The 14,332-nt window shown below is 37.9% G+C and carries 11 protein-coding genes; all 11 read right to left on the bottom strand.

Annotation, left to right across the window (positions count from 1 at the left end; genetic code table 11):
• Window positions 1–5 precede the first annotated feature (5 nt).
• Window positions 6–824 carry an acyl-ACP--UDP-N-acetylglucosamine O-acyltransferase gene (gene lpxA / locus DFR80_RS04425; protein WP_076545688.1) on the bottom strand — a complete coding sequence of 273 codons (819 nt, stop codon included), beginning with the start codon at window positions 822–824 and terminating at the stop codon, window positions 6–8.
• A 21-nt stretch (window positions 825–845) separates the two neighbouring features.
• A complete protein-coding gene (gene fabZ / locus DFR80_RS04420) occupies window positions 846–1,295 on the bottom strand; it encodes a 3-hydroxyacyl-ACP dehydratase FabZ (RefSeq protein ID WP_076545687.1) in 450 nt (149 codons plus the stop codon).
• A 1-nt stretch (window position 1,296) separates the two neighbouring features.
• Window positions 1,297–2,163 carry a UDP-3-O-acyl-N-acetylglucosamine deacetylase gene (gene lpxC / locus DFR80_RS04415; protein ID WP_233493711.1) on the bottom strand — a complete coding sequence of 289 codons (867 nt, stop codon included), beginning with the start codon at window positions 2,161–2,163 and terminating at the stop codon, window positions 1,297–1,299.
• Between the two features lie 60 nt (window positions 2,164–2,223).
• Window positions 2,224–3,285, bottom strand: a complete 1,062-nt coding sequence (gene lpxD, locus DFR80_RS04410) for a UDP-3-O-(3-hydroxymyristoyl)glucosamine N-acyltransferase (RefSeq protein ID WP_076545685.1) — start codon at window positions 3,283–3,285, stop codon at window positions 2,224–2,226.
• A gap of 33 nt (window positions 3,286–3,318) precedes the next feature.
• Complete coding sequence (locus tag DFR80_RS04405; RefSeq protein ID WP_114489295.1) at window positions 3,319–3,666, bottom strand: hypothetical protein; 348 nt, start codon at window positions 3,664–3,666, stop codon at window positions 3,319–3,321.
• Between the two features lie 15 nt (window positions 3,667–3,681).
• Window positions 3,682–4,563, bottom strand: a complete 882-nt coding sequence (locus DFR80_RS04400; protein ID WP_114489294.1) for a hypothetical protein — start codon at window positions 4,561–4,563, stop codon at window positions 3,682–3,684.
• A 61-nt stretch (window positions 4,564–4,624) separates the two neighbouring features.
• Window positions 4,625–5,080 carry an OmpH family outer membrane protein gene (locus DFR80_RS04395; protein WP_076544200.1) on the bottom strand — a complete coding sequence of 152 codons (456 nt, stop codon included), beginning with the start codon at window positions 5,078–5,080 and terminating at the stop codon, window positions 4,625–4,627.
• 112 nt (window positions 5,081–5,192) lie between these two features.
• Window positions 5,193–6,881, bottom strand: coding sequence for an outer membrane protein assembly factor (locus DFR80_RS04390; RefSeq protein WP_114489293.1), 1,689 nt, complete (start codon window positions 6,879–6,881; stop codon window positions 5,193–5,195).
• An 11-nt stretch (window positions 6,882–6,892) separates the two neighbouring features.
• A complete protein-coding gene (locus tag DFR80_RS04385) occupies window positions 6,893–11,311 on the bottom strand; it encodes a translocation/assembly module TamB domain-containing protein (protein WP_114489292.1) in 4,419 nt (1,472 codons plus the stop codon).
• Window positions 11,312–11,347: 36 nt separating this feature from the next.
• A complete protein-coding gene (locus tag DFR80_RS04380; RefSeq protein ID WP_233493709.1) occupies window positions 11,348–13,213 on the bottom strand; it encodes a SpoIVB peptidase S55 domain-containing protein in 1,866 nt (621 codons plus the stop codon).
• 23 nt (window positions 13,214–13,236) lie between these two features.
• Window positions 13,237–14,277, bottom strand: a complete 1,041-nt coding sequence (locus DFR80_RS04375; RefSeq protein WP_076544196.1) for a rod shape-determining protein — start codon at window positions 14,275–14,277, stop codon at window positions 13,237–13,239.
• Between the last annotated feature and the right edge of the window lie 55 nt (window positions 14,278–14,332).

The following is a 14,332-nucleotide window of genomic DNA, read 5'->3' as shown; positions in this document are numbered from 1 at the left end:
GACACCTACCGGCAGATTCCGCGGCTTGCATTACGCAAAAAGCGCAGAAAATGCTCAATTTCCTCACTGGCATCCAGCTCCTGATCCATTTTTTCAATTGCTTCATCAATATTTAGCTTGGAACGATAAAGAGTTTTATAAGCTCTTTTAATCTCTCCTCGCATATCAGGACTGACCCCATTGCGTCTTAACCCAATAACATTAATCCCATTGACTCCTGCTGGATGTCCGTCAACTAAAATGTAGGGTGGAACATCCTTTACTACTTTAGAGTGAGCACCAACCATACTCATCTTTCCGATACGTACAAACTGATGCACACCAACCATACCAGCAATTACAGCATGGTCTTCAATTACTACATGGCCGGCCAGATTGGTAGCATTAGACATTACAATATTGCTGCCCAACTGACAGTCATGTGCTACATGACAGTAAGCCATTAGTAAGTTATCATTTCCAATTCTTGTCTCCCCGCCGCCATCAGCGGTCCCCCGGTGAATAGTAACATTTTCTCTAATGGTATTGTTATCTCCAATAAAAAGATAACTTTTTTCTCCATCAAATTTTAAATCCTGGGGCTCAAAGCCTATAGAAGCCCCATGGAATATTTCATTATTTTTACCAATTTGTGTCCAGCCCTTAACCACGACGTGAGGTCCAATCACAGTTCCCTCACCGATTTCGACATTTTCGCCAATAATAGCATAGGGGCCAATTTCAACATTTTTCCCAATTTTGGCTCCAGGAGCAACAATTGCTGTCTCATGAATATTGCTCATGTGAAGCACTTTTCCTTTTTTTTCAGCTGCCAAGACTATCATTCCCCTTCCAGAATTTTATCTCTATTTCTCCTCAAAAGTAAACATCATTTCTGCTTCTGCAGCAAGATTATCGCCCACATAAGCCTCTCCTCGAACCTTAGATACTCTTTTGCGCAATCTCACTATTTCTACCTTGATTCTTAATTGATCTCCAGGCTTAACAGGTGTTCTAAACTTAGCCTTATCAATACTCGTAAAAATAGGAAGCTTATCTTCCATATCTTCAAAACTATAATAAATTAAAATTCCTGCTACCTGAGCCATCGCCTCGACTATCAACACTCCGGGCATTATTGGGTGATCAGGATAGTGTCCCAGGAAAAACTCTTCATTAATTGTTACATTTTTAATCCCAACAATAGATTCCTTTTTATGCACTTCTTCGATTCTATCTACTAATAACAAAGGATAGCGATGGGGTAAAATTGACCTGATTACACCAATATCAATAATTTCATTTATCTCACTCAAATTAATTTTCCTCCTCAAGCATTTTTTCTCTAATCTTCTCCGCCAGCCTGACATGAAGTCTGTGACCTGATTTTACGGCTATTATATGGCCCATAATTCTGCCATTTAAAAACATATCTCCAATAACATCGAGAATTTTATGTCTTACGAACTCATTTTCAAATCTGAGTGGATTTACTGTTTGCTTCTCTTCTATTAAAACAGCATTTTGCAAACTTCCTCCCAGCGCCAGCCCCTGTTCATGCAGCTTTTCCACTTCGGCAGCAAAGCCAAAAGTTCTGGCTCTGGCGATTTCTTCTCCAAAACTAATTTTATCAGTATCGAATTCAAAATAACTACTTCCAATTACTGGATGCTGATAATCCAGAGTATAGGAAACCTTAAAACCTTCATAAGGGAGAATGGTGATATAAGATTCTTCCTCACGAGCATAAATCGGAGACTCAACTTTAAAAATCTTTCTCTGTTCCTGCTGATCTTTCAGTCCAGCCGCCAGAATCTGCTGGTAATAAGGATAGGCACTTCCATCAATAACTGGAACCTCGGGGCCGGAAACTTCGATTTTTAAATTGTCAATTCCACTGCCCCAGATTGCCGCCATTAAATGTTCAATTGTACTAACTTTAGCTTCTTTAATTTCTCTACTACCAATTGTAGTATTTCTTACCAGATTAACTACCGCCCCCGGCTCTGCCTTCAATTTTAATTGATAATCTAAATCAGAACGAAAAAAAACTATTCCCGTATTAACCGGAGCTGGTTTTAATTTAATTTCAGCATCTTTGCCCGAATGCAGGGCAATCCCTTTAATTTCAATCTCTTCATTTAGTGTCTTTTGTTGTCCTTTTTCTATATACAAAACTGTCATCCTTTCATTAAAAGCCTTTCAATAGTTTATTATATATTTATTGACTTTATAATTCAAGGATTATTTATTTTCCAGTTCCTCCAGTTTCTTTTCCAATTTCTTTATTTTATCTATATATTTAGGCAGGCGACGTAAATAAGCCTGTTCCTTAAGAGCTTCTCTGTGTGATTGGGCCGGGGCACCAGAAATAAAATCGCCTTTATTGGTAGGAGAAGTAACCATTGCTCTGGCAGCTGCTGTTGTATTATCTGCCAGTTTGATATGGCCAACAACTCCCGACTGTCCTCCCAGAGTTACCCGCCGACCCAACTTTGTACTTCCAGCTACACCGGTATGAGCTACCAGCAGAGATTCTTCACCTACTTCAACATTATGACCAATCTGAATTAGATTATCCAGCTTACTACCTTTTCTAATAATTGTCGGTCCACTTGCTCCTCTATCAATAGTAACATTAGCACCAATCTCCACCTCAGACTCAATAATCACATTACCCTGCTGGGGAATCTTATGGTGTCCACTTTCGTCTGTAGCAAAACCAAAACCATCAGAACCAATTACAGCACCGGATTGAATTATAACTTCATCCTCAATTATTGTTCCTCTTTCGATAATCACTCCTGGATGCAAAAGACAGTTGCTGCCAATTTTGACATCCGGTCCTATAATCACTCCTGGTGCAAGAATAGTATTCTCAGCAATCTCTACATTCTCTGCAATTACCACGCCGGGATGAATAGAAAGATTTTCTGACAGTTTAACCGAATCATCGATCACTGCTTTCTCGGAAATTTCTCCACTGGCATATGGTCTTGGTGTCAGCAGATCAGCAATCTGAGCATAAACTCTTCTGGGATTATCTGTCAGCAAAAATGTTTTCTCAGCTTTTATTTCTAAATCAAGCTCTTCGCAAATCTGATAACTGCTGACAATTACCGCAGCCTCTGATTTTAAAGCCTGAATTAAATATTCTTTTTGATCAGCAAAGGTAACAGAATTAGCTAAACTTTCTTCTATCCCCCTTGCATTATCAACCTCTAACTTTTTATTTCCCTTAATTTCTGAATCTGTAATCACTGCTAATTCTTCAACTTGATAACTATTTTTCTTGGCTGCTGTCAATTTTATATTATCCCCCTTAAGATTAACAATAATTTATTTATATTTGTTATCTATTTTATCAGCAAGTTCCTGGCTGATATCTTTTCCTCCCTTATAGATTGCTTGATCAATCAAAACACTGCTGTAACTTTTCTCCAGTGCCAGTTCCTCTGCTTCAACTCTTAAAATATCCATTATTTTATTTTCTGCCTGTTTTAGCGAAATCTGATTTTTTTCTGGGTCAGCTGCAATCTGATCTCTAATCTGACTTAAAAAAGAGCTGGCCGAAATCACTGCTTCTAAATTAACAACTGCTGTTTGCTCCTGTTTCTCTAAAAACAGCGGCAGCATCAATGCCAGAACAAGTATAAATATTGCAATAGCCTTACGATAATAGTGCATCAAAAATCCCCCGTTTTAATAGTACTGTTTTTTGCTTTTTTCAATAAAACTATCCAATTCTGCAGCTTTTTCCTCTCTGGCTGCTGCTAAATCTGATTTTATTTCTGTTCTAGCTGCTGCCAGTTCAGATTCGATTTTCTGTCTTTGTTCTGAAATGATCTCCTGATGTTGACTGCGAATCTGCTTTCTGTAATCAGAATACTGCTGATTAAATTCCATAATCAGATTACTGGTTTGATTAGAAATATCATTATTTAACTTAGAGTTTTTCTCCGCAATCAGAGCCTGCTGTTCTGAGCGCAGCTGCTTAAGCTGTTCCTGATATTTTTCTTTCTCACTTTCAGTTCGAGCCACAAATTCAATTTTAAGCTGAAGATTTATCATTTTTAAATAATTATCTCTTATTTTTTTCTGATTAAAATCAGAATATTTGTTTCGAACCTCCTGCCTGAGCTGCTGCAGTTTTTGCGAAAGTTCATCTTCAAGCTGCTGGCGTTTTTCCTGAAGTAAATTTTTTTCTCTTTCTGCCAGTTTTCTGCGTTCTGCCTCCAGAGTCAGCATCCTTTCTTCCCGCAGACCATTCATCTTTTCTAAATAATTAGCGCTGATAACTGCCAGCATACTATTTTTACTCTGCTCCATCAATTCGAAACTTCTTTCTCTTAAACCTGCTTCAAAAGCCAGTTTTTCCTGTTTAAGTAAGTCTTTATCTGTCAGTATTTGAGCAGCAAAGCCATTCTCTAAAAATACCGGCTCTTTCTGCTGCAGTCTGTAAACAGGATAATCCTCTCTCCGTTGAGGAGTAAAAACATAAATAAGGAGAAAGGCAAAAATAAGAGCCAATAAAATTGCAGTTAAAAATTTTATGGAGATAAAATGATAGTCATATTTATCCATTTTGACCTTTCCCCTTTCTATTTAAGTATTAATTTGCTGACATAACCCAAAATACAACTAATTACCATTCTTCCTTTAATTTTTCTAAAACATCATCTGTCAGATCATAGCCGCCATATAAAACCTGCTCATCTTCTAGAACAAATTTAACTTTTTTTTCCGCAGCAGTTTCTTTAATTACCTTTTCCACCTCTCGGGTAACAGAATCAAGGAGATCAGCCTCTAAATTCTGCAATTGATTCTGATATTTAGCCAGCATTTCTTTCTGTTCAACCCCGGAAAGATCTTCAGACTCATTTTCAAGCTGCTGTTGATATTCAGCTGCTTTCTGGTTTAGAGTTGACTCTGCTGCGGCACGAGCAGGATGCTCCTCAAAAACTCGCTCCAGATTTACGTAGGCTACTTTATCAACTGTTTTATCTTCTGTCAATATTCCAAGCAGAAGCACCGCAGCCAGGATAGCCGCTAGTAAAAGCACCACTGCTAATTGAAACTTGCGATCATCACTCAAATTCATTTTTTTATTCCTCCAGGCGGTATTAAATTATCTCTAATTAAGTTAAATCATTATTCCTTAGTTTATAAAACTTAACTAGTTTATAAAACTTAATTTCTCTTATCTAGCTATTTTAAAATGTATTACCGATACTGAAGTGCAGCTGACCATCCTGATCTTCATCCCAGCCGTAATCTAAACGCAGCTGTCCAACAGGAGTATTCACCCTGACTCCAAGTCCATAACCATAATATAGATCATTTAGTGAGATACTATCTCTGTCTTCCCAGACATTACCGGCATCTGTAAAGATAACTCCTGTAAAGCTTTCATTTAAAGGAATTCGATATTCGATATTAAATAAGAGCAAATTATTATTGGCTTTATCTTCATAATCAAAATCACTTCTTTCATAACCTCGCAGACTGTCTGAGCCGCCTAGATCATATTCTTCTCCCTCAAGTGGTGTAGTGGCCTCACTTAAACCGAGTTTCATTCTTACAGCCAGCGCGTGATTTTTAAAGCCGTGGAAATACCGGCGGCTGTCCCAGTTGAATTTAGTAAATTTCATTTCTCCACCAACAATACCACCTGCATGCTCAATCTCAAAATCATTGATCGAACCAGAGGTCGGGTGGAACCTGTTATTAGTAGAATCTCTTCTAAAACCAAGGGTTAAAGAACGAAGACTATTATCATAAATTATCCCACTGTCATCGCTCCAGTATTCTTTTGTATCCTGAACTCTGTATCGCAGTGAAGTTCTCCAGTCATTAGGAAGTGGATGACCAAAAGTTATACTTCCACCCCTGCTTTCCCGCTTATAATCATCACCATCAGAGTTTGTTCTCTCGGTTTCACGGTCATAGACACTAAAACCAAAGGAAAAATCGCTCTGCCAGAGATAGGGTTCATAAAAGTTTAAAGAATAGGTGGTTGTATCACCAAACTGCCATTTGGCACTTATATTCTGGCCATTTCCAAAAAGATTTTTCTCACTAACATCAACAAAACCAAGCCAGCCATCTGTGGAGCTGTACCCTCCACCAAAATTGAGTCTTCCAGTCTGGCCTTCCTCAAGGTTAATCACCAGTTTTGCCAGATTTTCTTCGCTTTCTACTCGCTGCAGTTCCGGATTTATATTTTCAAAAAACTCAAGCCGATGCAGATTCTGATAGCCCCGCTGGATTTTCTTAATATTAATAACATCTCCAGCTTCTATCGGCATTTCTCTCAAAATAACATCATTTTTGGTTTTAGTGTTGCCGCTAATCTCTATAGAATCAAGATAGCCAGGACTAATCTCAACAGTTAAAATTCCTTCCTCTGAGATATTCACATCTTTATAACGAGCCAGGATATAACCATCATCCTGCATCTTTTCCTGAAAAGCTTTTAGATTTTCATTCATCTTTTTAACATTTAAAACCGTCTCTAACTTTAGATCAAGAGCTTCCTTAATTTCTGCCTCAGAATACAAATCTCCATTGCCGGAAATATTAATCTCCCTGAGCACCGGGTTTTCTACAACTTCGAAAATTACATTCAATCCACCTTCAAAGTTTTCAAAAACAATATTTACATCAGAAAAATATCCCAGTTCAAATACAGCCTGCATATCTGAACGCAGTGCCTCCTGATCTGTCTGATCTCCAACTTCAGTTTTCACTGCATTTAAAATTTCAAAATCACTAACATAATCATTACCTTCGACTGTAATTTTAGTAATCTCATCAATTGGAATATTTTGAGCTGCGGTCGGAACAGCAATTGCAAATATCACTGCAAAAATAAGAACTGCTGTCAATAAACTATTTCTCATTACTCTGCCTCCTAAAATTCGATTTCTGTTTCTATACTGATCTGATATTCATTATCACCAAAATAAGTACCCTTTAAAACTGTGGGGTCAGTTAATTTATATTGAAAGGATATTTCACCTCTACGACCTTCCTCGTTAAAAAATGAAGCATATTCTAAGTAAAGTTTATCTGTAATATTTTTACCCAGATAAATTGCAAATTCTCTTTCTAAACCATACTGAAAAGCATCAATTTCTGCCCGGTCAAGAGAAAAGATTGTCTCAAAATCTGATTCCAGATCAGAAATTACCCCTCGCTGCAGAAATGAATTTACAACGCGCATTAATTCCTGCCAGATAATATTTTGAATTCCTATATCTTCTCCACCGATTATGGCAGAACCCAGAGCTCCCCGGGTAGACAATAAATTCAGGATTTCTTCTTCTGTTAGATCAGAATCAGAGCTGAGAGAAATCCGCATATTATTTGCCGGGCCATTTAAGTTTATGTTAATTTCATGACCACCAGCATAGGTAATAGCATTAACACTCAGACTCGGAATATCATTTTCATCAACCGGTGTAAAAACCGCTTCGGCATTTTCCAGTTTAAAACGGGAATTATAATAAGTAAAATTCCCTTCTTCACTGCGCAGCCGACCTTCCATTGCCAGTGATTCTTCCAGACTGCTGTCAAACTGAAGATTGAGGCTCCCACTTTGGACCATAACTTCCATGTTTTCATTTTCAACAGTTACATTTTCCCCCGGTCTGATGTCGATATTAATTTTCGGAACAAAAGCTCCCGGTTCCGACTCACTGGCCGGCCACTTGAAGGGAATTCCTATCTTAAAATCATAAGCCAGTAGATCTCCTGTAAGCACAGGATTAAATAAGGGTCCCTTAAAAATAAGTTCAGCATCAAAATCCCCTGCCAGCGAACCATATTCAAAATACAGCTTTTGACCACTGAAATTTAAGTTCCAGGCATTCTCCTGTTCAAGCAGATTTAGATCTCCACTAACACTGAAGTTTCCTTCTGCAAAACTTCCATTTAGACTTTCAATCACGGCACTACCATCTCTAAGATTTATTTTTGCACTCAGATCCTCAATAGGATCTGTGAGGCCAAGATTAAGTCTTTCAGCCACAAGATCAAGGTTACCACTCAAAGCTGGCGATTCCAGACTCCCTTCGGCCCTAAAAGAACCATTAATTCTACCGGAAGCAGAGTAATCCTCTCCCAGAAAAGAAATCAAAAATCCAAGTGGCAGTGATTCCAGATTGGTACTCAAATTTAATTGATGGTCAATCATAGAATAACTTCCGTCAAGTTTAAGGCTGCCTCCACTTTTATAATTAATACTTTCCGAAACCGAAAATCTGCGATTACTCTCAAGCAAAATTTCTCCTTCGACTACTTCTACAGGATTATTATTAACAGTTAATTCCCGCAGATTATGACTGACTCTTACAACTGGAGATTTAAGGCTCCCCTCAACCGAACCACTAAAATCAACCAGACTTTTTAAATTTAAATTAAAATCATACTGTCTGGAGTTAAAATCAACTTCTACATCTGACCCTTTAAACTCAAGGGCAAAATCATCATCAACAGTCCCGGCTAAACTTAAATTACCCTGACCTGACTCCGAATTAGCCCTGAGATCAAGTTGAGCCTGATAATCAAGACCAGTAGATTTAAAATCTATGTTTCCTTTAAAAATCAGATCAGATGCCAGAGGGTAAAAATCAACAAACTTAAGGGTTAACTCTCTGGCCGGGATTTCCAGCAGTTCAATTTTTAAGTCACTTTTCGGCTGACTATTTATATCCAATATCTGACCATTTATATTATATCTGCCAGAACCAGCAGTGAAATTGAATTGGTCAACTAATACTTTATTTTCACCTATTCTGTAAGTTAAAGAATTATCTCCAAGCTCCAGATTAAAATTTGCAAAACTTAAGTTTTCAGAATCAAGTTCAAAATTAAATACTGCTTTATCCATTTCACCGCGCAACTTCCCTTTTAAGGAAAGGCTGCCCTCAACTTTTCCGGCAGCAAACTGATAATTACTCAGATAATTTGCTGGTTCAAAGCCACTGATATTTAAATTAATGTCAAAACCTTCTTTAAAGTTAAAACTACCTCCTGCACTCAGCTGCAGATTTTGCTGCTCTGCAGTTAATGTTTTCACTACAAAATCACCATTTGTCCTGATAATTTCTGCCTGAAGTTTGGAAAATTCAATTTCCTGACCGTCTAATTGCAAAATACTGCTGGCAGCTGCCAGTTGTAAATTCAAATCATAATCTGTCAACCTGCCGCTGAGTGCTGCCTGCAGCTGAATCTCTCCACTTAAAGGTATATTTTGAGAACTGAAATCCGCTATATCCTGAAAATATAGATTTTGACTGTTCAACTGCAGGTCAAGCTCTGCCTCCTCAAGCTGGGAAAGATGTCTCAGCTCACCAGAAGCAGAAATAGCTGCCTGTGCAATTTTTGCCTGAAAGTCATTAATCTGCAGGTTATCATTTTCATAAATTGCAGATAAACTTAAATCATCAAGCAAATAATCTTCATATTTTAATTCTGCCATTTTGAGTCGAATATTGACCGTAGGACTGGCAAAAGAGTTGGTAATTGAACCTTCCAGAAAATCCAGATCAGTATTTAGCCCGGATAAGACAGTTAAGTCTTCTGCTAAAAATTCATTCAGCAGCTCAGGTTCCAGATTTCGAGCGGCATAACGCAGCTGCATTGTTTGCGAATCTAAATCTAGCTCCCCCATTAAGTCCAGGCGACCATAATCAGAAATCAGTTTTAAAGAATTAAGAAATAACCTGTTATCTGTATACCAGAAAGAACTGTCAATTTTAAAATCGGCCCCATAAGCCGCTGACTTGAAAGCTAAACTTAAATCTCCATTTGTTGACAGCTCATCAATGCCATTATAAATACCGGCTGTATTAATTTTAAAGTCTAAATGTCTGTCTTTTATTTTATCAATTTGATTGAGATAATTGCCATCTCTCAGATAATCTATCTGATTAAGCCCGGACATAATATCTTCAGTCAAAATAAAATTTTCTGCTTCAGCACTTAAAAGATAATTTTTCTCTGCAAGATTATAACTACCTCTTAAATCAAGCTGGTTTTGATCATTCAATAAAAATTTTGCCCGGTTTATAAACAGTTCTTTTTGATCAAGTATTGCTGATAACTCGATCTGTTTTAAATCTAAATAATCACCCCGGAGCTCAGAAGCCGAAATTTCTGCCGCAGCCGACTGAATCTGATTTTCTTTAGCAGTCAGCTGAAAGTCAAAATTAAGCCTGGCTGTCTCTAGATAAGGGATTAAAAATTTATAATTATAGTTAAAGTCTTTTCCTCTGAGCTTGAGTTTGTAATCTTTGTTCTGATTCCACTTAAAACTTAAATCCAGAGGATTTTGATCCCAGAAGATCTTATTTTTAATCACTGCCAGGCTCAATTCGGGCCCGGAAATTTTAATATTCAAAGCAGGAGCACTTAAACTAATACTCTCCTTCTGCTCAGATTGGCTGCTGTAGCTGCTCTGAAGTTCCAGATTTTTAAGATCGAGCTGACTCTGATAATTTTGCAGCCCATAATCTTTAAAGTTAAGTTCTCCTCTAACTGAACTTAAACCACTAAGAGTTTTCAAATCAATCTCCAAACCCTGATAATCAATACTAGATAATGGCAGGTTCTCCACCACCTCTGGCAGCTTTAAATCCTGAGCATTAAAATAAATACTAGCAGCTGAACTTTCTCTAACAAACTGCAGATCAACTTTGCTTAAATTAATATCATTTAAGCTCTGGCCACTGCTCAGTTTAAGCTGTCTGAGATCTAAGGCTGTAGAGACATTTAAATCATAAACATCACCTGCTTTAGCTGCCAGACCAAGCTGCAGATCATTTAATTTTAAATCTAAAGTTTCAGTATTCAGACTCAAACTGGAATCTCTGATATTAACTCTTAAATCTTCCAGAAAATCAGGTAGATTTAAGCCTCTTAAAAAATCATCCTGATTCAAAACAGCTCTAAAATTTTGAGTCCCGGATGAGTTTTGGTTTAAATTCAAAAATTCGCTTTGAACTTCAATTTCTGCTCCCAGAAGTTCAATAAATTCAACCTGGATTATTTCATCCTCTCGAAAATTAAGGCTATAATCAAGATTTAACGCATCAGCCTTAAAAGAACTACCACTTTCAGAAGTAAATTCAAATTTATTAAGGCGAATTCGATTTAGAGGCCATAAAGAGACAGAGCTGAAAGAAATTTCTCCCTTAAACCTTTCTTCCAGAAAAGCAATAATATCATCTTTAAAATATTGGGGTAAACCGCTCAACAGACTCAAAAAATAAGCTGAGATAAGCAGTAAAATCAAAACCCCCAAAAGATATTTTATTTGCTTATCCATTTAAAAACCTCCATCGAAAGCTTCGGATAAATAGAGTTAATATTGCTTTTCCTCTCTATTATTTCCTGCTGCTTGAGCCTCCTCACGACTGGAAGGGTCTAAGATCTCAAGATCAAGATTTAAACTACCCTCAAGTACATAATCGGTCGAATAACGTTCTTTTATCTCTTCATCTATATTGTCTAATTGATCAACTTCTCCAGCATTTTTTTCAGCTGCCTGGACAGCTGTTTCTCCTTCGGCTCCACTATCCTTTTTTTGCCCGGGAGCAACTTCGCTGCTTTCCTGATAAACAGGAGCAGCATAGGAAGGATACAGCTGTAAAATAACATCATTATTGTCCGGAGAGTCCAGATATGAATTTAGCATGGACTCAAAACTTTTATGGCCAGAAACTTCTGCTTCATTCAGGCCACCACTGCTCTGCATTTGCGTTGTATCTTCAGGTCGCATTGCCTCACCAGTATAACCTCCATCAATAAAGAGGGTTGCAATTCCAGGCTCTACATCTTCGGGCACCTTAATTGTCAAATTCTTCTTTTCTGTCCCATTGCGGTAACGGTGTAGAGTCACCTCTACTTCAATTTCATCACCAGGATATATTTTATCATTTAAGACTTTCGCTTCCTGAATCAAAGCCACACTGTCACTCTGATTGAAGTTCAATTCCAGTCTGATATCAATTAAATTAATCTCCTCAAAAGGATTTGTCAAAATCAGATCTAAAAGCTGAGAAAAATCATAGAGGGCCATACTGCCAATATCATTTTGGCTGTAATACATATTACTAGATTCTATCTGCAGCTGCGGCAGTCCCCGTCCCATAATTTTTACTCTGGATTCTGCCGAACCAGGTCCTATTCTATCCAGAGCAGAGTCAACAGCCTGTAGAGCAGCACTGTTTGCCAGGGAGGAGAAAAAATATTCGTCATTTATAATCTGCAGACTAACTTCTTTTTTCAGCTTGCCATTTTCGGAAATCGAAATATAAAGCGGGGTGATTTTGGGATAAGTATCTATTCTGCCGGCAATTCCTGCCCCTCTGTCCTGAGTTACAGAACCCAGGAGCCGTTTATAGGGAGAACCAAGTTTAAAAGGTTGCTCTGTACTTGGAATCACAGCATTAATATGAGCTCTGCTCAAAAGATAATTAACATCACCTTTATTGGTAAATGGATGACCAAAAGCCAAAAAACGTCCCTGATCTACATAGGTTAGAGTTCCGATTGAGGCAACACTAATATCACCTCTAACCAGCTGGACTGCAACTGCTTCCCCGGGCTCAGGTCTTTTATTGCTTTTATCTGTTTCTTCAATTCCTGAGCCTGGAATTACATCCAGATCCAGTTCCGCCAGATTATTTTCCAGTCTCTTTAGTGCTCTTCCTCTGATACCGCTGACCATCACTGGAGTTTCTGATCTGATAATATTTTCATCCGGATCCAATTCTTCCAGATCAAATTCAAGATCACTCATATCTCCATCTGTTTTTTCAACCTTATCATTTTCCAGAAGTTTTAACATCCGCTCGATTGGGGTAACCAATCCATAACGATGATCACTATTATTCCAACCATAACCGATTGCTCCAATTAGTCTTCCCTCAAGATAAATAGGACTGCCGCTCATCCCGGCAGCAATACCACCATATTCATCCACTTTATCCCCAGTCAGTTTAATCAGGATAAGATCCTCGTCTAAACTGCGGTTATCCAGTACATCAACAATTTCAATATCAAACTTTTCTATCTTATTACCAGAAAAAACAGTCTTTCCATAACCTGTCATTCCTGCTTCCACTTCATCTAAAGGCATTATATTTTCTGCTGCAAGCACTGGGGTATTGATCAGGATTAAAAATATTAAAATAGATAATAAAATTTTAGCTGTCTTACTTTTCAATTTAAATCACTCTCCAGTTACTTTTACGATAATATGCCCTGTTCTCCTGTACTTAAAACATTTGATATTTTGTCCAGTTCATTTAAAGCCTGACCGGTTCCTTCAGCAACACAGACCAGCGGATCATCAGTAACAAAGGCCCCAACTTCTGTCTGCCGACTGATAAACTTATCCAGCCCCTCAAGTAGAGAGCCACCACCTGTTAAAATAATACCTTTTTCTACTATATCAGCTGATAATTCGGGGGGAGTTTTTTCTAAAACCCGCCTGGCCGCCTGAGCAATATTATCAAGCAGTTCTTTAAATGCTTTATTTGTTTCCTCAGCTGTTAATTCAATATGTCTCGGCAGACCGGACATCAAATCTCTTCCTTTTACCTCATACTTAGCAGAATAATTGGGATCTGCACTCCCAATATTGATTTTGATCTCTTCGGCAGTCGATTCGCCAATAACTAAGTTATAATTTTCTCGAATATAGCGCACCAGAGCCTCATCAAATTTATCGCCACCGACTCTAATCGACTCTCCAACTACAATTCCTCCCAGAGAAAGAACTGCTATTTCTGTTGTTCCACCGCCAATATCAATTACCATATTACCTTCTGCTTTTTCAATTCTAAGTCCGGCTCCAATTGCGGCTGCTACAGGCTCCTCGATCAAAAATGCTTTGCGGGCACCTACCTGAACTGCCGCCTCCAGAACAGCTCGACTTTCGACTCCAGTAACACCAACCGGAATACAGACCATAATTAATGGTTTGATAAACCTGCTTTTTACTCCGACTTTTTTCAAAAAACTTTTAAGCATCATTTCTGCTACCTCAAAATTTGCAATTACACCATCTTTTAACGGCCTGACAACATCTATATTAGCTGGTGTTCTACCAAGCATTCTCCTGGCTTCCTCACCAACTGCAATCACTTTATTTGATTTTGAGTCTATAGCTACAAAAGAAGGTTCCTGCAAAACAATTCCCTTATCACTTTCGTAAATAATAACTGTAGCTGTACCTAAATCAATCGCGATTTTCTTGCTAAATTTATTCAAAAGATTCAATAGCATACTCCTTCCTGTTATTAACTCTATTTAAACCCTACAAACACTCGACTTCCAGTAT

It is taken from the genome of Halanaerobium sp. ST460_2HS_T2, from assembly GCF_003337665.1.
Classification (GTDB): Bacteria; Bacillota; Halanaerobiia; order Halanaerobiales; family Halanaerobiaceae; genus Halanaerobium; species Halanaerobium kushneri.
The sequence above is the reverse complement of the archived record's forward strand: the minus strand, read 5'-3'. Positions and strand labels throughout refer to the sequence as shown.